The sequence below is a fragment of the Flavobacterium omnivorum genome (genome assembly GCF_900099915.1).
GTDB classification, from domain to species: Bacteria; Bacteroidota; Bacteroidia; order Flavobacteriales; family Flavobacteriaceae; genus Flavobacterium; species Flavobacterium omnivorum.
Genome location: NZ_FNDB01000003.1, coordinates 283,780 through 301,178 on the forward strand (window position 1 = coordinate 283,780; position 17,399 = coordinate 301,178).

Annotated in this window: 14 protein-coding genes; 8 read left to right on the plus strand and 6 right to left on the minus strand. The window is 35.6% G+C overall.

The annotated features are described in order from the left end of the window. Positions 1-51: 51 nt before the first annotated feature. A complete protein-coding gene (locus tag BLS90_RS04995; RefSeq protein WP_091255938.1) occupies positions 52-2,826 on the minus strand; it encodes a 2-oxoglutarate dehydrogenase E1 component in 2,775 nt (924 codons plus the stop codon). A gap of 120 nt (positions 2,827-2,946) precedes the next feature. Here BLS90_RS04995 and BLS90_RS05000 point away from each other — a divergent pair, with 120 nt between their 5' ends. Both BLS90_RS05000 and BLS90_RS05005 read left to right on the plus strand, forming a co-directional pair. Continuing rightward, positions 2,947-3,489, plus strand: coding sequence for a hypothetical protein (locus tag BLS90_RS05000; RefSeq protein ID WP_091255941.1), 543 nt, complete (start codon positions 2,947-2,949; stop codon positions 3,487-3,489). Between the two features lie 9 nt (positions 3,490-3,498). After that, positions 3,499-4,830, plus strand: a complete 1,332-nt coding sequence (locus tag BLS90_RS05005; protein ID WP_091255943.1) for an alkaline phosphatase D family protein — start codon at positions 3,499-3,501, stop codon at positions 4,828-4,830. Here the strand turns inward: BLS90_RS05005 and BLS90_RS05010 are convergent, their stop codons facing one another. Then, entirely contained in the window at positions 4,831-5,181 is a 351-nt protein-coding gene (locus tag BLS90_RS05010; protein ID WP_073354810.1) for a hypothetical protein, read from the minus strand. Between the two features lie 156 nt (positions 5,182-5,337). After that, the gene (locus tag BLS90_RS05015) at positions 5,338-6,312 is read right to left on the minus strand and encodes a polyprenyl synthetase family protein (protein WP_073354812.1); all 975 of its coding nucleotides are present in this window, start codon (positions 6,310-6,312) and stop codon (positions 5,338-5,340) included. A gap of 213 nt (positions 6,313-6,525) precedes the next feature. On the opposite strand from BLS90_RS05015, the gene BLS90_RS05020 reads away from it, so the two are divergent. The 5 genes from BLS90_RS05020 to BLS90_RS05040 all read left to right on the plus strand — a co-directional run bounded on the left by BLS90_RS05020 (position 6,526) and on the right by BLS90_RS05040 (position 13,468). Next, the gene (locus tag BLS90_RS05020) at positions 6,526-7,047 is read left to right on the plus strand and encodes a YceI family protein (RefSeq protein ID WP_091255945.1); all 522 of its coding nucleotides are present in this window, start codon (positions 6,526-6,528) and stop codon (positions 7,045-7,047) included. Positions 7,048-7,198: 151 nt separating this feature from the next. Next, positions 7,199-7,795 carry a TetR/AcrR family transcriptional regulator gene (locus tag BLS90_RS05025; protein ID WP_091255948.1) on the plus strand — a complete coding sequence of 199 codons (597 nt, stop codon included), beginning with the start codon at positions 7,199-7,201 and terminating at the stop codon, positions 7,793-7,795. Between the two features lie 2 nt (positions 7,796-7,797). Continuing rightward, complete coding sequence (locus BLS90_RS05030; RefSeq protein WP_091255951.1) at positions 7,798-9,138, plus strand: TolC family protein; 1,341 nt, start codon at positions 7,798-7,800, stop codon at positions 9,136-9,138. 4 nt (positions 9,139-9,142) lie between these two features. After that, entirely contained in the window at positions 9,143-10,204 is a 1,062-nt protein-coding gene (locus tag BLS90_RS05035; protein ID WP_091255954.1) for an efflux RND transporter periplasmic adaptor subunit, read from the plus strand. 90 nt (positions 10,205-10,294) lie between these two features. Beyond that, on the plus strand, positions 10,295-13,468 hold the full coding sequence (locus BLS90_RS05040; RefSeq protein ID WP_091255956.1) for an efflux RND transporter permease subunit: 3,174 nt from the start codon (positions 10,295-10,297) through the stop codon (positions 13,466-13,468). Between the two features lie 91 nt (positions 13,469-13,559). Here BLS90_RS05040 and BLS90_RS05045 read toward each other — a convergent pair whose 3' ends face one another. Both BLS90_RS05045 and BLS90_RS05050 read right to left on the minus strand, forming a co-directional pair. Further along, positions 13,560-14,000: a LexA family protein gene (locus tag BLS90_RS05045; protein WP_091255958.1), complete on the minus strand. Its 441-nt coding sequence runs from the start codon at positions 13,998-14,000 to the stop codon at positions 13,560-13,562. Next, positions 13,991-15,265, minus strand: coding sequence for a Y-family DNA polymerase (locus tag BLS90_RS05050; RefSeq protein ID WP_091255960.1), 1,275 nt, complete (start codon positions 15,263-15,265; stop codon positions 13,991-13,993). The genes BLS90_RS05045 and BLS90_RS05050 overlap by 10 nt, the downstream gene beginning before the upstream one ends. Positions 15,266-15,667: 402 nt before the next feature. Between BLS90_RS05050 and BLS90_RS05055 the strand changes: the two genes are divergently transcribed. Then, positions 15,668-16,345: a hypothetical protein gene (locus BLS90_RS05055; protein WP_091255962.1), complete on the plus strand. Its 678-nt coding sequence runs from the start codon at positions 15,668-15,670 to the stop codon at positions 16,343-16,345. Between the two features lie 95 nt (positions 16,346-16,440). On the opposite strand, the gene BLS90_RS05060 is transcribed toward BLS90_RS05055, so the two are convergent. After that, entirely contained in the window at positions 16,441-17,313 is an 873-nt protein-coding gene (locus BLS90_RS05060; RefSeq protein WP_091255964.1) for an AraC family transcriptional regulator, read from the minus strand. Positions 17,314-17,399: the final 86 nt, after the last annotated feature.

Sequence of the window (17,399 nt, forward strand, 5' to 3'; positions counted from 1 at the left end):
GTTTAAATTCACCCGAGAGCAACTTTAAACCTTAAACTTTAAACTATTTTTTTATCTATATAAATTTTTATCAAAAACCATTCGCAAAGCATCTGCCTGACGACGTTTTGCTCTTGTATAACTACCTGAGGCAGGAGCTGCGTATGCTTTCAACGATGCTAATCTCCATTTTACTAAATCAAAATTCATCAACATGAAACTATAGGCTCCCATATTTTTAGGCTCTTCTTGTGCCCAAACATAATCGTCAGCATTTGGATATTTAGCAATAATATCTTTCAATTGCTCCACAGGCAATGGGAATAATTGTTCGATTCTGACTACCGCTACATCATTCCTACCCAGATTTTCTCTTTCAGCAGTAATATCATAATAGAATTTTCCGGTACAGAAAACTAATGTTTTTACCTCCTCTTTATTCACCGTAATATCATCAAATGTTTCTTGGAAACTACCTGTTGCAAATTCCTCAACTGTAGAAACCACTCTTGGGTCACGCAACAAACTCTTTGGTGTAAACACGATAAGCGGTTTACGGAAGGTTGTTTTCATTTGTCTTCTCAACAAGTGATAAAAGTTTGCTGGGGTTGTACAATCCGCAACATACATGTTATGTCTGGCACAAAGTTGCAAATAACGCTCCATTCTGGCTGAAGAATGCTCTGCTCCTTGTCCTTCATATCCGTGAGGCAATAATAAAACAATTCCGTTCTGGTTGTTCCATTTATCTTCTCCACAAGAGATGTATTGGTCAATCATAATTTGGGCTCCATTACTGAAATCTCCAAATTGTGCTTCCCAAATGGTTAGTGTATTTGGGTTTGCCAAAGCGTATCCGTAATCAAATCCTAAAACTCCGTACTCAGATAAAAGTGAATTGTAAATATTGAATTTTCCGGTTGCTCCTTCTAAATTACTCAATAAAGTAACTTCTTCTTCTGAATCTTCCACTTTTACAACAGCGTGACGGTGAGAGAATGTCCCTCGCTCCACATCTTGCCCGGAAATACGAACATCGTATCCTTCTTTTAAAAGTGAACCATACGCTAAATGTTCGGCCATAGCCCAATCCAGCTTATTCGTTTCGAAAAACATTGTTTTTCTGTCGTTGATCAGTTTTTGTATTTTGCTAATAAATTTCTTGTCAGTTGGCAAGTTACAAATCACGTTTGCAACTTCAGTAAGTCCTTCTTTTGGGAAAGTGGTATCTACTTTTTTTAGCATTTCAACATCAGAAACTTGCTCGAAACCTTTCCACTCATTTTTCATGAATGGCGTAATTATAGTTAAATCCTTCTTGCGGGATTCTTCTAAGTTTATTTCCAAATTTGATTTGTATTCTTGCTCTAATCCTTTTACAAAAGTGTTGTCAATTACTCCGTCAGCAAGTAATTTCTCCATGTAAATATCTCTTGGATTTTTGTGCTTAGCAATGATTTTATACAATACGGGCTGTGTAAAACGAGGCTCATCACCTTCGTTATGTCCGTATTTTCTATATCCTAATAAATCGATAAATACATCTTTACCAAATTGCATTCTGAAATCCAAAGCAAATGACATGGCGTGAACTACTGCTTCAGCGTCATCCGCATTTACGTGCAATACTGGCGAAAGCGTTACTTTGGCAACATCCGTACAATAGGTAGATGAACGTGCATCAAGGTAATTAGTCGTAAATCCTACTTGATTATTGATTACAATATGGATTGTTCCTCCGGTTTTGTAACCGTCCAATTGCGCCATTTGTACAATTTCATAAAGAATTCCCTGACCTGCAATTGCGGCATCACCATGAACGGCGATTGGCAATACTTTAGAGAAATCATTTGGGAAATATTTATCTTGTTTTGCTCTTGTAATTCCTTCGATTACAGCACCTACTGTTTCAAGGTGTGAAGGATTGGGAGCTAAATTAATATTGATTTTTTTTCCTGTAGCGGTCACTTTATCAGCCGTTAGCCCTAAGTGGTACTTCACATCCCCATCAAAATATTCTTGATCGTAGTCTTTACCGTCAAACTCACCAAAAATATCTTGCGTTGACTTGCCAAAAATATTGGCCAAAACATTCAAACGACCACGGTGTGCCATTCCCATTACAAATTGTTCCACCCCTTTTTCGGCTGCTTTTTCTAGCAAAGCATCCAAAGCGGGAATAATTGACTCTCCACCTTCAAGAGAAAAACGTTTTTGACCCACATATTTTGTGTGTAAAAAGTTTTCAAAAGAAACAGCTTGGTTCAATTTATTCAGAATTGATTTTTTTTCATCTGCAGAAAAATTAGGCTGATTATCATTGACTCCTAATTTTTTCTGAATCCACTCCACTACTTCCGGTTTACGAATATACATATATTCCACCCCAATGTGCTGGCAGTATATAGTATCTAGGTGTTTGATGATTTCCTGAAGCGTACAAGGCTGAATATTTATCACCTTAGCGGCATCGAATACAGTGTTCAAATCCGCGGATGAAAGTCCAAAATTAGTAATTTCAAGTGTTGGCGATGTAGTACGTCTTTCTCGAACCGGATTCGTTTTAGTAAACAAATGGCCGCGGGAACGATATCCATCAATCAATTTCAATACATTAAACTCTTTTTGAAGTTTATCAGAGACCAAACTTACATCCGTATTACTAGAGGCAAAATTTGCAATTTGATCCACTGGGTTCTCCTCATTGTAAGTGGTCATCCCAAAGTCGAACCCTTGAAAAAAACTTCTCCAACTTGGCTCTACGCTATCTGGATTCTCTAAATATTGATCGTATAATTGTGCGAAAAATTCTGTGTGTGCTGCGTTTAAAAATGAAAACCTATCCATAATGTTTAGTGAATATACCTTTTTTGTTAAAATAGTTTCGCAAAAGTACGATAATACAATAAATTTCTAATTTATTTTAAGATACTTTTACATTGAATATTGTTAAAAAACTAGAAACTTATGACAAAGAATTGCTTTTTGAATTATTCCAAATCATTTTTGGTGATAATCACTGTGTTTTTTTCAAGTTGTCTCTTTGCACAACAAAATGACGTGCCGGTACAATTGGAAAACCAGTTCTGGAGAAATGTACAATTTGGAGGCGGTATCGGCTTAGGTTTTGGTTCCGGCTATACGGATGTTTCAGTGGCGCCAAGTGTGATTTATAATTTCAATGAATATGTCGCTTTAGGTGTTGGACTACAATATAAATATTTAAAGCAAAAGGATTTTTACGCTTCTCATTTATATGGAGGGAGTGCAATAGGTTTTTTTAACCCCTTACCTGAAATCCAACTTTCGGCTGAACTAGAGCAATTAAGAGTCAATGTGAATTTAGATGGTTCCAACAGTATTTCAGAAAATTACTGGAATACAGCTTTATTTATAGGGGCTGGTTATCGATCTGGAAATGCTACAATTGGCGCCCGCTACAATGTTTTGACAGATAAAAATAATATTTACGGCAGCGCATTTATGCCATTTATCCGATTCTACTTTTAAATACATCCCATGAAAAAAATCATTCTTTTACTATCAATTTTATTTATAAATCTAAGTTTTGCCCAAAAGTCTATTTTACAATCTGGACCTATGGTTGGCTATTGCGAAATAAAAGAAGCTGTTATTTGGCTTCAAACCAATAAAAATGCCACTATCAAAGTAGAATATGCTACAACTGACAATCCGTCTAAAGTCTTCCATTCTGAAAATTATACCAGTTCAAAAGAGTTTGGATATACCTATCATATTATTTTAGACCAATTACAACCAGGCAAAAAATACAATTACACTGTTTTCATAGACAACAAAAAAATAATCTTGCCTTACGAAACTTCTTTTTCATCAAAAAAATTATGGGAATGGCGCGAAGACGCTCCTGATTTTACAGTTGCATTTGGCAGCTGCATGTATATTAACGAACCCGAAGTCGACAGACCGGGAAAACCTTATGGTAGCGGCTATACCATTTTTGAAAGCATCAGTAAAAAAAATCCAGATATCATGATTTGGGGTGGAGACAACACCTATTTAAGGGAATCAGATTGGGACAGTAAAACGGGGATTTATCACAGAAACACTCACTCTAGATCGATTAAGGAAATTCAGCCTTTGCTAGCAAAAACTCAAAATTTTGCTATTTGGGACGATCATGATTATGGACCAGACAACAGTGATCGTAGCTTTTATAACAAACAAATTACTCAAAAAGCTTTTAAAGATTTTTGGGCGAATAAATACTACGGAATGAACCCAAATCAAAACGAAGGTGTTTTCTCGACTTTTACTTGGGGAGACGCACAGTTTTTTCTAATCGACGGACGGTTTTTCAGATCACCGGAAGCACGAATTACAGGAGATAAAACGATGTTAGGCACCACGCAGTTTGAATGGTTGATTGACGCATTGAGCGCATCGGAGGCGAGTTTTAAAATAGTGGTTATTGGAGGCCAAATTTTAAACACCGTACTCGATAGCGAAAACTACAGCCATTTTCCAGAAGAAAAAGAAAAACTACTGCAAGAAATTACAGCCAATAAGATTAAAGGTATTTTCTTTTTAAGTGGGGACAGGCATTTTGCTGAAATGTCAATGCTGCCTAGAAATAATAGTTATCCTATTTATGACTGGACTGTTTCTCCATTAACATCCGATATTGCTTCTCAAAAGGTTTTAAAGGAAGATAATAAATACAAAGTTCCAGGAAGCGCCTTTGTACAGCATAATTTTGGCACCATCTCCTTTTTGGGCACCCAAGAAAACCGACAAATGAAACTTACTTTATTTGATGCAAACGGAAGTGAATTATGGAACAAAACAATCTTAAAAAAGGAATTGCAATAACTAATACTTATTTCTAAACCATACTTTCTGCCATTCTCTTTTCAAAATCAAAAAGGCAACTTGCTCAGCGAGAATTACTAAATCAGAACCGTCGAGTTTTTTTATTTCTTCTTCGGATACATCTATAATGTAAAGCAAGTTGAGATATTCGGCAAACTTGTATTGTATTAGTCGGTAAATTTTTTCATGCAATTGCATTTTCAATTCATCTGGAGTACTGCTCAAGGCAAGATCAATTGCTTCATTAGCCAAATTGAAATCCTTGTTTATCTGTTCAATTAATTTCAAGTATAAATTTTCACCTGCTGCTTCGGTTAGCAATAAATCGGTATTTTTTGGAACTATAAACATTTGATTTCAGATTGTTGATTAACGAATTTAGATTTTTGATTTTAAGAAATTGCTTTAAATGTTTGATTTTTTTTAATTATACTGATTTTTGAAATAAACCATTATTTACCCAAAGTAAAACTTCTGCGATCAAAAATCGTTAATCTAATCAAAAATCTACACTTTCCGTCCCATTAGGTTTTCACCAAAAGCCTTCAACATCTCTTTTTTATCTGTGCTAATATTCATTTGATCTAAAGTTTGAAAAGCCTTAAACGTAAAATCTTGTATCGCGTCTTGAGTTGCTTTTGAAGCACCAGAACTATTGAAAAGCGCTTTCACTCGTTCAATTTTATCCGTGCTGTCTTCAGGTTGAATCGAAAATAATGTTTTCAATTCCTGCGCTTCCATTTCATTTGAAAACGCAACCGCTTTTAGGTACAAATACGTTTTCTTGTTTTCAATAATATCACCACCTACTTGCTTTCCAAAGGTTTCTGGATTACCAAAAGCGTCTAAGAAATCATCCTGCAATTGAAAAGCCAAACCTAAATTGAGACCGAAATCATAAATTAAATTAGCGTTTTCTACAGAAGTTTCCGCAATAATCGCCCCCATTTTCATGGCTGCTGCCACTAAAACTGCAGTCTTATATTGAATCATTTTCAAATATTCCGCAATAGTTACATCGGTACGCTCTTCAAAATCAACATCCCATTGTTGCCCTTCGCAAACTTCGAGTGCCGTTTTGCTAAATAACTTTGCTAAATCCCTAAATATAAGAGGTTCGTATTGTTCGAAATATTGGTACGCTAAAATTAACATGGCATCCCCGGATAAGATTCCAGTGTTCAAATTCCATTTTTCATGCACGGTTTCCTGTCCTCTGCGCAAAGGAGCATCATCCATAATATCATCATGAACCAACGAAAAATTATGAAAAACCTCAACCGCCAGAGCAGCAGGAAGCGCTTTTTTATAATCAGCGTCAAAAACCTCAGCACTCATCAAAGTCAATACCGGACGCATTCTTTTTCCACCAAGATCTAAAATATAATGTATAGGTTCATATAGATTTCTAGGCTCTTTGGTTTCATATTGTGAGTGCAAATATTCCGACAGAAACTCTTGATACTGATAAATGGTATGCATAAGACAAATTTTTCGGCTAATTTACAGTATTCAATTTGTATTACAAACTCCCTTTTACGATCAAATGTTAAATAAATCAAAATACACAGGAAACTATTTTGGTATTCAAAGTTTCCATTATACATTTGCACTCGAATTTTACCATTCAAATCCTACGATACTTTTTTCAAATGATTGTGAGATCAATTAAATTTTTAATACACCCGACGAATTATGAAAACTAAATGGACCATTGACTCCAACCAATCTGATGTTCTGATTAAAATGAGGCATTCAATACTGGCGTATCTAGCCGGTTCCATAAATACATTCAACGGATACATTGACGTTAAAGACAATGAAATTGAAGATGCTGCTATCGAATTTTCATTGGATGTAAAAAGCAAGGATGCAAAATTGGAACAAATAGACACGCATTTAAAAATGAATGACCTTTTTGATGTCAATCAATATCCTATTATTAGTTTTAAATCGACCTCATTCGAAAAAGTAAACAAGAACATCAATTTCTTGAAGGGGAATTTGACCATCAAGAACATCACTAAAATGGTGGAACTAGATGCAGAATTCATTGGGATAAATACTTATAATGGCGATCAAAAAGCAGCGTTTGAAATAACTGGTAAAATTAACCGTAAAGATTTTGGACTAACCTTTAACTCCTTCAATCAAAACAGCGGCTTGCCTTTAGGACAGGACATCAAACTAATTGCTAATCTAGAATTTACGGCTTAGCATAGCTATTTTAAATAAACGTTAAATAACCGCAAATAAAAGGAAACTATTTTAGTGTTCAAAGTTTCCTTCTTATATTTGCACTCGATATGGATTTGAATTTACAATCGAACTTAATTAAAACGTACTGAAACTATTTCAGCATAAAAAGATGAAAGAAAAAATTATAAATAAAGCGAAAGATATGTTTTTGAGACTGGGTTTCAAAAGCATAACGATGGATGATATTGCCGGTGAAATGTGTATTTCTAAAAAAACAATTTATAAATATTTTGCCAATAAAGAATTGTTGATACAGGAAAGCACACAAGTACTTCACAAAGAAGTTCACGAAATTATAACCGCAATTATTTCTCGAGGTTATAACGCAATTGAGGAAAACTTCCAGATTAGAAAAATGTTTGCTGACATGTTCAAATCTTCAGATACCTCTCCTATTTATCAGCTAAAAAAGCATTATCCGGAAGTATACGAAAAGGCTTTAGAGTATCAAGTTCAAGAATGTGAAAGCTGTTTCAAACAAAACATTGATAAAGGAATTGCTCAAGGCTTGTATAGAAAAGACATTAATATCGACGTTTATGTCAAACTTTATTATGCTTTGATTTTTACCATTAATGAAAATACCCGTTCCGAAAGAGAAGCTGCTGCCTTAGAAATGGAAGCACTGGAATACCACACCCGAGCAATGGCGACAGAAAAGGGAATTGCCGAATTAGAAAAAAACTTACTTAACCCAATTACATAACAATGAAAAAAACAATTTTTTTAATAATATTGTCATTTGCTCTGGGCGCGAATGCACAAGAAGTAAAATCACTTACGCTTAAAGAAGCCATAAACTATGCGTTAGAGAATAAAGCCGATGCTAAAAAAGCAAAACTCAAAGTAGAGAACAGCGAATATCAAATTCAAGAGGTACGTTCTAGAGCTTTACCTCAAATCTCGGCAAATGGCAATTTGACGTACAACCCTGTAATACAAACAACCGTTATTGATGGTGCAGGATTTGGACAGCCAGGAACGATTATTCAAGCTGCTTTTGGCCAACCTTGGATTTCTACCGCTGGAGTTTCTTTGACACAAGCCCTATTTGACCAAACGGTTTTTACGGGTTTAAAAGCGGCAAAATCGACTAGAGAATTCTACCAAATCAACGAACAATTAACAGAGGAACAAGTAATTGAGCGCGTAGCCAATAACTATTATCAGGTTTACGTACAAAGACAAAAACTAACGGTTATTGACAGTACGTTTAAAACCACCAATAAAGTTAAAGACATTATCAAAGGGCAATTTGACAACGGATTAGCTAAAAAAATTGACCTAGATCGAATTCTAGTAAAAATTTCAAACATCAGCACGCAGCGCCAGCAAGTATTAAATGCAGTTCAAATTCAAGAAAACGCGCTTAAATTTTATATGGGAATGCCTATAGAAACTCAAATCGAGATTCCACAAACTGCATTTGAAGTAAGTCCACAAGCATTGTCTGAAATTCCAAATACTTCGAACAGATCAGAATTTTTACTATTGAAAAAGCAAGAACAACTTTTGACCTATCAAAAAAAGGCAATCGAAGCAGGATATTACCCCACTTTATCATTGAGCGCCGGATACAATTATATTGGTCAAGGTCCTAAAATGCCTATTGGCGGAAAACCAGCCGATGGCGTGTATTGGTCGGATTTCTCTTCTATTGGTTTGAATTTAAAAGTGCCCATTTTTACTGGATTTGGTACTCGTGCCAAAGTAAGACAAGCTGATATTGATTTGCGCTCGATAAAAGAAGACTTGGTTGATACCAAATTATCCCTTGACTTGGCTTTCGCCAATGCTAAAACGCAAATTGACAATAGTTTAACCACTATTACCAGTCAAAAAGAAAATGCGCAATTAGCCAAAGAAGTTTTAGACAATACCAGAAATAATTATGTTCAGGGATTAGCTTCTTTAACGGACTTATTGGATGCTGAAAACTCTTTGACAGAAGCACAAAATAACTACACCTCAGCTATATTAGACTACAAACTGGCAGAAATACAATTAATCAAATCAAAAGGCGAATTAAAAACACTTATAAATAATTAACAAAATGAAAAAAAGCATACTTACCATAGTACTAATTGTTGCCACTTTAGGAATTATTGCCTACGTTTTAACCAATAATAAAAAAGAAAATGAAGCAAAAACTGCTATAGTAGCAGAGAAAAATGCTAGCATTTCAGTAAAAGTAGCAACGGTAAAAACCGAAGAAGTTTCCCTTGATTTTGTGGCCAATGGGAATTTTGCACCGCTACAAGAATTAAGCTTTTCAGCAGAAAAACCAGGAAGAGTAGTTCGTGTTTTAGTTGATGAAGGCGATAGAGTACGTATTGGTCAAACGCTAGCCATTGTGAGAAGCGAACAAATTACAGCTGACTTGCAAACTGCACAGGCCTCCTATCAAAATGCTTTAACAGATTACAGTCGTTTTGAAAACGCTTTTAAAACAGGCGGAGTTACTAAACAACAATTAGACCAAGCTAAATTGAGCTTGGTAACTTCAAAATCAAGATTACAGCAAGCAAAAATAAACATCGGGGATACCAATATCAAGGCCACAATCAACGGCATTGTAAATAAAAAATATGTAGAACCCGGATCTGTTCTTGGGGCTGGAACTCCATTATTTGACATCGTAAATGTTTCCAAATTGAAACTGAAAGTAAATGTCAATGAAAATCAAGTAGCAGGTTTAAAATTAGGCAATTCAATTAGTGTTACCGCTAGTGTGTATCCAGATGCTCAATTCTCTGGAAAAATTACCTTCATCGCCCCAAAATCAGATGCAAGTTTAAACTTTCCTGTAGAGATTGAAATTACTAATACTGCATCCAATGACCTAAAAGCTGGAATGTATGGAACGGCAGCTTTTACTGCTAGTAAACAAAAACAATCGTTAATGGTTGTTCCTAGAAATTCTTTTGTAGGAAGTGTAAGCAGCAACGAAATCTTTGTAATCGAAAACGGAACTGCTAAACTGAAAACAGTTACAGCCGGAAGAATTCTTGGTGACAAAGTAGAAGTTTTAAATGGACTTTCAGATGGTGAAACTGTAATTGTTACCGGTCAAATCAACCTTCAAGACGGATCTAAAGTGGAAGTTATTAAATAAAGTAATTAGTGATTAGTGAACAGTTATTAGCCAAAAGCTTTTTACTATTTACTATTCACTAATCACTTATCACTCTTTTAAAATAAAAAAATGAAATTAGCAGAAATATCCATAAAACGTCCGTCATTAGTCATCGTATTGTTTACGATACTAACTTTAGGAGGATTGTTCAGTTACAGCCAATTAGGCTATGAATTGATTCCAAAATTTGAAACCAACGTAATTTCAATCGCTACTATATATCCTGGCGCATCACCTAGCGAAGTGGAGAACACCGTTACTAAAAAGATTGAAGACGCGATTTCTTCTTTAGAAAACATTAAGAAGATCGACTCTAAATCCTTTGAGAGTCTATCCTCGGTTTCGATAACATTGACATCTAATGCTGATGTAAATATTTCGATGAACGATGCGCAGCGAAAGATAAATGCTATCATAAACGACTTACCGGATGATGCGGAAGCCCCTTCCCTAAACAAGTTTTCTTTGAGCGATTTACCAATTATGACCATTGGTGCCAACGGAAAAATGGACGAAGTTGAATTTTACGACTTAGTTGATAAAAAATTAGCGCCCGTATTATCTCGTGTACAAGGAGTCGCACAAGTAAACATTACCGGTGGACAAGAAAGAGAAATTCAAGTCAATCTTGATGCTGTAAAAATGCAAGCCTACGGACTTTCGGTACCGCAAGTGCAACAAAACATTTTATCCTCCAACTTGGATTTTCCTACTGGAAATATTCAAACCCGTGAGCAAAAAATATTAATCCGTTTAGCCGGAAAATATAAGAATGTTGAAGAGTTAAGAAACTTAATTGTCTCTTCTAAAAACGGAATCCAAGTTCGTTTAGGCGAAATCGCTGATGTACAAGACACTCAAAAAATCACGGAGAAAGTAGCTCGTGTCAATCAGAAAAGTGCTATTATTTTGCAAATCATAAAACAGTCCGATGCTAATGCAGTGGCTGTAAGTGAAGAGTTGGTGAAAACAATTGCTAAACTAGAAGCGGAGTACAAAACGACTGAATTAAAACTAGAAATCGCAAAAGACAGTACTGTATTTACACTTGAAGCTGCTGATGCCGTTGTACATGATTTACTTATTGCAGTACTTTTAGTAGCGTTTGTAATGTTGTTTTTCTTACACAGTATTCGAAACTCATTGATTGTAATGGTTTCTATCCCAGCTTCGTTAATTGCTACTTTCATCGGAATTTATTTAATGGGATACACCTTGAACTTAATGAGTTTATTAGGACTGTCGCTCGTTGTTGGTATTCTTGTGGATGATGCTATTGTGGTATTGGAAAACATTTATCGACACATGGAAATGGGCAAAAACAAAGTTCGTGCTGCCTATGATGGTACGGCCGAAATTGGTGGAACAGTAGTGTCGATTACGCTTGTAATCGTGGTTGTGTTTTTACCAATTGCATTGAGTTCTGGACTGGTTTCTAATATTATTACGCAGTTTTGTGTAACGGTAATTATATCTACTTTACTATCATTAGTTGCATCATTTACTATTATTCCTTGGTTATCCTCCCGATACGGAAAATTAGAGCACATCACTGGTAAAAACCTTTTCGGAAGAATCATCCTTGGTTTTGAAAGTTATTTAACGCGTTTCATCAACTGGATTTCTGGATTATTGACCTGGAGTTTAGATCATTACAAAACAACACTAGCTATTGTTTTAGTTATCTTTTTCAGCTCAATTGCATTGGTTCCTGCAGGCTTTATTGGAGGTGAATTCTTTGCAGCATCAGACAGTGGTGAGTTTTTAGTTCAAATTGAAATGCCAAAAGATGCCTCGCTAGAACAAACTAACTTCATGACACAAAAAGCTGAAGCTTTTTTAGAGAATGAAGCTATTGTCGAAAGCCAGTTTACTATTGTGGGTCAAACCAGTGGTGGGCTTGGAGCTTCGCAAGCAACTGCATACAAATCAGAAATTAACGTGAAAATGGTCCAATTAGACCAACGCGATGAACCTGCAAATGTTTACGCTGCAAAAACCAAACGTAAATTAGAAAAATTACTAGTTGGCGCAAAAGTAAAAACCGTTCCGGTAGGTATTTTAGGAACGGCTGAAGATGCTACTTTAGGACTTATTGTAACGGGTCCAGATGTAGCAAGTGCCATGAAATTTGCCATTGCTGCTGAAAAAGAATTGCGTACTATTCCAGGAGCAACAGAAATCGAATTATCTGTAGAAGATGGAAATCCTGAAGTAAGCGTAAAAGTAGACAGAGATAAAATGGCGGCACTTGGTTTGAGTTTACAAACCGTAGGTTTGACTATGCAAACGGCTTTTAGCGGGAATACTGATGGACGTTTTAGAGCTGGGGAATACGAATATGATATCAATATTAAATACAATGCATTCGATAGAAAAAGTATTGCTGATGTAAGCAACTTGATTTTCATCAATGATATGGGTCAACAAATTAAGTTAAATCAATTTGCAACCGTTACGGAAGGTTCTGGTCCAAGCCAATTGGAACGTAGGGACAAAACGGCATCGGTGACAGTAAAAGGGCAAAACGTGGGAGTTGCTTCTGGAACAATTGTTACGAAATGGCAAGAAAAATTAGATCAACTAAAAAAACCTACCGGTGTCAACTACATTTGGGGTGGTGATCAAGAAAACCAGTCAGAAGGTTTTGGAACATTAGGAATTGCTTTATTAGCTGCTATTATCTTGGTTTACCTTGTAATGGTTTCCTTATACGACAGTTTTGTGCATCCATTCGTAGTATTATTTGCTATTCCGCTTTCATTCATTGGAGCATTACTAGCATTAGCTTTAACGAATAACACCTTGAACATCTTTACGATTCTTGGGGTCATCATGCTTATTGGTCTAGTATGTAAGAATGCGATCATGCTTGTGGATTACACCAACCAACGTAGAGCCGCTGGTGAAACCATTAGAACCGCATTAATTCAAGCGAATCATGCGCGTCTTCGTCCAATTTTGATGACAACCATTGCGATGGTATTTGGTATGTTCCCAATTGCATTAGCTGCTGGAGCTGGAGCCGAATGGAAAAATGGTTTGGCATGGGTAATTATTGGTGGATTAATAAGTTCCTTATTCCTAACCTTGATTGTCGTTCCAGTAATTTACGAAATCATGGAGAAGCTAATTGCTAAATTCAGCAAAGGAGAAAAAGTGGATTACGAAGCGGAAATGGTTGCTGATTATGACCACATCGAGTTAAGCGAAGATGGTTTTAATCCAAAACATACGGTATAAAACGTAATTATATTAAATAGAGAAAGGCTTCCAGTATCATATTGGAAGCCTTTTTGTTTTTAATAATTCCAATTCGAAATAAAAGATTTAATTATAATTTCTTAATTACATATGTCACAATCCCCCAAATAATTAATTGATTTTCTTCAGTGACTTTTATAGGAGCATAATTGGGATTTTCAGGCATCAGAAACAAACAGTCTTTCTTGACTTGTATGCGTTTCACCGTAAACTCACCATCAATAAAACAAATCGCAATTTTATTGTTTTGCGGTTCCAAGCTTCTATCAACCACGAGAACATCTTTGTCATTGATTCCGGCATCAATCATGGAATTTCCTTTGACTTTTATATAAAAAGTCGCCAACGGGTTTTCACTCAATTGTTTGTTCAAATCAATGCTCATTTCCATAAAATCAGCTGCCGGCGATGGAAATCCTGCTGAAACACCTTCGCTGATGAAAGGAATTCGCAATTCACCTTCAAAATCAGGCAGGAAAAAAGTCAGTTTTTGATCTTTGTTTATAGACATTTGATTTCGAGTATATCTTTAAAATTAGTAGTGTATCTAGGCGACAAATGATTCTGATTCATGTTCCAGGTCAAACTTAAATTTTGGGTAGCCAACTTTACTTTCTTGTCACCAATCTTTTTATTCAGGCCGTCCATTACTTTCATCAATAGCAAATGTTTTGGATTTTCCTCATCAAACAGCTGCAACTGTTTTTTATTTTCATCAATCAATTCAGTGACAATAACGCCCGCTTTTTTGAATTTTAAATGCTCATTTCCTTGGTGCAGCTTTTTCAGCATCGAGACCGCAGCATTAGAAATTGTCAACGTAGAGTTTGACCCATAAGGCAATGTAACCGCCATATTAAAATGATATTTGGAGGTTTGAACTGTATGTTTATCCACCACAAGCATTACAATAATGGTATGACAGCAGGAGTTTTGTTTTCGCAATTTCTCGGCGCAAACGGCTGCAAAAGTAGCTACACGTTCGCGTAGCAAATCAAAATCAGCAATTTGTTTAGGAAAACTTCGGGTCGTAGCGATACTTTTCTTTTGGTCCACAAGAGGCTCTAAATCCAAGACTGATTTGCCTTCGAGCTCGTATTTTAAACGCATACCAATCACGCCCATTTCTTTTTTAATCCACGCTTCGTGTTGTGGCGCCGTAAAATCCAGTGCAGTCACAATATTTTTGGCTTTCATCTTTTTATTCATGCGATACCCAATTCCCCAAACGTCTTCAATCTTTGTCCATTTTAAAGCTTTGATTCGTTTTTCTTCGCTATCAATAACGTAAACACCTTTCGTTCTGTCTTGGAATTTCTTGGCTATTTTGTTGGCTACTTTTGACAATGCTTTGGTTTGGGCAAAGCCAATGCAAACGGGAATTCCTACCCATTTTTGCACACGGGTTTTCATTTGGATTCCATAATCATGATAATCGGAAATCGTTAAACCATCAAAATTCAGAAACGCTTCGTCTATGCTGTAAATTTCTAGATTGGGTGTAAACTGACCTAAAATTGCCATTACGCGATTACTCAAATCACCATACAACGCATAATTTGAAGAAAATAATTGTACGTTTTTTTCTTTTACCAATTCCTTGATCTGGAATGCTGGTGCTCCCATAGGAATACCAACCGCTTTCGCTTCATTACTTCTAGAAATGACACAGCCATCATTGTTTGATAAAATCGCAACTGGTTTTCCGTTGAATTTCGGCTGAAAAACACGTTCGCAGGAAGCGTAAAAATTGTTACAATCGACTAATGCATACATGCTACAAAATTACTTAATATCCAATGATGGGAGTTTGTAACTAAAGTTAATTTTAAAGTAATGTTGATAAATAATTTGATGTGAAACGGGTTTTACAAATAAGAATTTTTCACTTTTATTGTGATTTTTTCTTAGACTAAACCATAAAAAATACATTTGGACTACCAAGAATTCTATTAAAGAAATCTTAATATTAGCTTCTGGATAAAATTATTTTATTTCTTTTTAAAATTTTAACTATTTGATTTAAAGTTAATTAAATAGTTACAATCAATCTACCACTTAAAAACACAAAACCTATATTTCAATTTCTGGCACGCTACTTGGATATGCCTAATCAAATAAGTAAAAAAGCGAAAGCCGAAAAGCTTAAGAGTAGGCAAAATTCAAAATAACTGTATCATGAAAAAAATTACCTTTTTAGTTGCTAGTATCTTCGTATTGGGAGGTAGTGTAGTAAACGCAGCAGAGAAAATCGATTTTTCTGTAGAAAGAAGATCTCCAGTAGATTTTAGAAACGCCGATCCAATTGTGTTCACAGAAAGAGGAATTGAGTTCTTCGTGTTCCCTGACGGACAATTAGATTTTAATACACGTCCTACAACAGGACGAGATATGTATTACAAATCAACCCGAAAAAATAGTGTCAATAAAACATTTGGCGCTCCAGGCAATATACGAAATGGGAATTATGGCGTAAAAGTGGAACACGATAATATGGGTCGAGTAAGACAAGTTGGGAATGTTTTCATCAATTATGATGCGAATGACAGAGTAAAAAGAATCGGCTCTGTTTACATGACCTACAACCGTTTTGCATTAGAAAGAGTAGGCGGATTAGAAATTATCTACAACCGTCGTGGTCAAATTGTTGATACTTTTGGCACCGTAAAAGGAGGTAGAGTCTACCAATATGGACATAACAGTTTTGGTGACAATGATTTTGGTGACAATGATTTTGGTGACAACCAAAACTCAAATGAACAGGACTACTACTATTACAGATCAAATGGCACAAAAGCCAAAATTGAAAAAACTAAAGTAGTTGATAACGCTGTCATTGTATTAAATAGAAGATAATTATTTGGTTTGAATGGTTTGGTTTGAAAATTCCCGTTGGTATTCGTATCAGCGGGTTTTTTGTATAAAAGCACTCTGAAATAGTACCATTTGCACTACTTCAGCACCAACCGTAACTCCTGACGGTATTGCGAAGCGCTTTTACCCGTAAATCCTTTGAACGATTTATTAAAATAACTAAAATTGTTGAAACCACTTTCATAGCAAATCTCAGTAATACTGATGGGTTTCTCCGCCAGCAATTTCGACGCATGAACCAAGCGATAATCATTGACGAATTTGGTAAAAGTTTTATTCGTAATCTTCTTGAAATACCTGCAAAAAGAAGGTTCTGTCATACTCACTAATTCTGAAACTTCTTCCAGCGTAATATGTTCCTGAAAATTATCTTTTACGTAATTAAAAACAGCATTGATTCGGTCATTGTCCTGCATTTGCATTTCCATCGAAAATCCATCTGCATTCAAAACAGTCACTTCTTTAGATAACTCCAACTCATTCAGAATACTTAGCATGGTCAACAAGCGATTAAATTGCGACTGTTGTTCCATTGATTCTATTTTCTTCCCGATAATTTTTTTGGTTTCACCATGAAAAGCAATTCCGGCTTTGGCTTGACTAAAAAGATTCCGAATATTCGTCATTTCAGAAATATCAAAAAAACCATTCCCTAAAAAATCTGGTTTCATCTGGATTACTGTTTCATTTTTATTGCCGGTTTCTTCATTGGTAAACCCACAGTGCGGCAAATTACTTCCTATCAAAATCAAATCACCATCGGTATAATACGAAATATGGCTTCCAATCAGGCGTTTTCCGGAACCGCCATTTACAAAAACCAATTCAATTTCAGGATGATAATGCCACAAGTGTGCTTTGCTATTCGCGTTTTCGACATATTTCGAAAAGTAAAAAGAACTCCCAAACGAAGGCGTAATAATTTCAAAAGCTGGCGGTATAATCTTCATACGGATCCATATATAATTAGCACAAATTTACCAAAAATAAACACTCAATTAACTTTTTTAACCTTAATCGATTTCGTAAAAGGTAA

Coding starts and splice junctions, on each gene's coding strand:
- BLS90_RS05010 (WP_073354810.1), bottom strand. CDS start 5,181: ATGTTTATAGTTCCAAAAAATACCGATTTATTGCTAACCGAAGCAGCA.
- BLS90_RS05060 (WP_091255964.1), bottom strand. CDS start 17,313: ATGAAGATTATACCGCCAGCTTTTGAAATTATTACGCCTTCGTTTGGG.
- BLS90_RS04995 (WP_091255938.1), bottom strand. CDS start 2,826: ATGGATAGGTTTTCATTTTTAAACGCAGCACACACAGAATTTTTCGCA.
- BLS90_RS05035 (WP_091255954.1), top strand. CDS start 9,143: ATGAAAAAAAGCATACTTACCATAGTACTAATTGTTGCCACTTTAGGA.
- BLS90_RS05000 (WP_091255941.1), top strand. CDS start 2,947: ATGACAAAGAATTGCTTTTTGAATTATTCCAAATCATTTTTGGTGATA.
- BLS90_RS05040 (WP_091255956.1), top strand. CDS start 10,295: ATGAAATTAGCAGAAATATCCATAAAACGTCCGTCATTAGTCATCGTA.
- BLS90_RS05020 (WP_091255945.1), top strand. CDS start 6,526: ATGAAAACTAAATGGACCATTGACTCCAACCAATCTGATGTTCTGATT.
- BLS90_RS05055 (WP_091255962.1), top strand. CDS start 15,668: ATGAAAAAAATTACCTTTTTAGTTGCTAGTATCTTCGTATTGGGAGGT.
- BLS90_RS05015 (WP_073354812.1), bottom strand. CDS start 6,312: ATGCATACCATTTATCAGTATCAAGAGTTTCTGTCGGAATATTTGCAC.
- BLS90_RS05050 (WP_091255960.1), bottom strand. CDS start 15,265: ATGTATGCATTAGTCGATTGTAACAATTTTTACGCTTCCTGCGAACGT.
- BLS90_RS05025 (WP_091255948.1), top strand. CDS start 7,199: ATGAAAGAAAAAATTATAAATAAAGCGAAAGATATGTTTTTGAGACTG.
- BLS90_RS05005 (WP_091255943.1), top strand. CDS start 3,499: ATGAAAAAAATCATTCTTTTACTATCAATTTTATTTATAAATCTAAGT.
- BLS90_RS05030 (WP_091255951.1), top strand. CDS start 7,798: ATGAAAAAAACAATTTTTTTAATAATATTGTCATTTGCTCTGGGCGCG.
- BLS90_RS05045 (WP_091255958.1), bottom strand. CDS start 14,000: ATGTCTATAAACAAAGATCAAAAACTGACTTTTTTCCTGCCTGATTTT.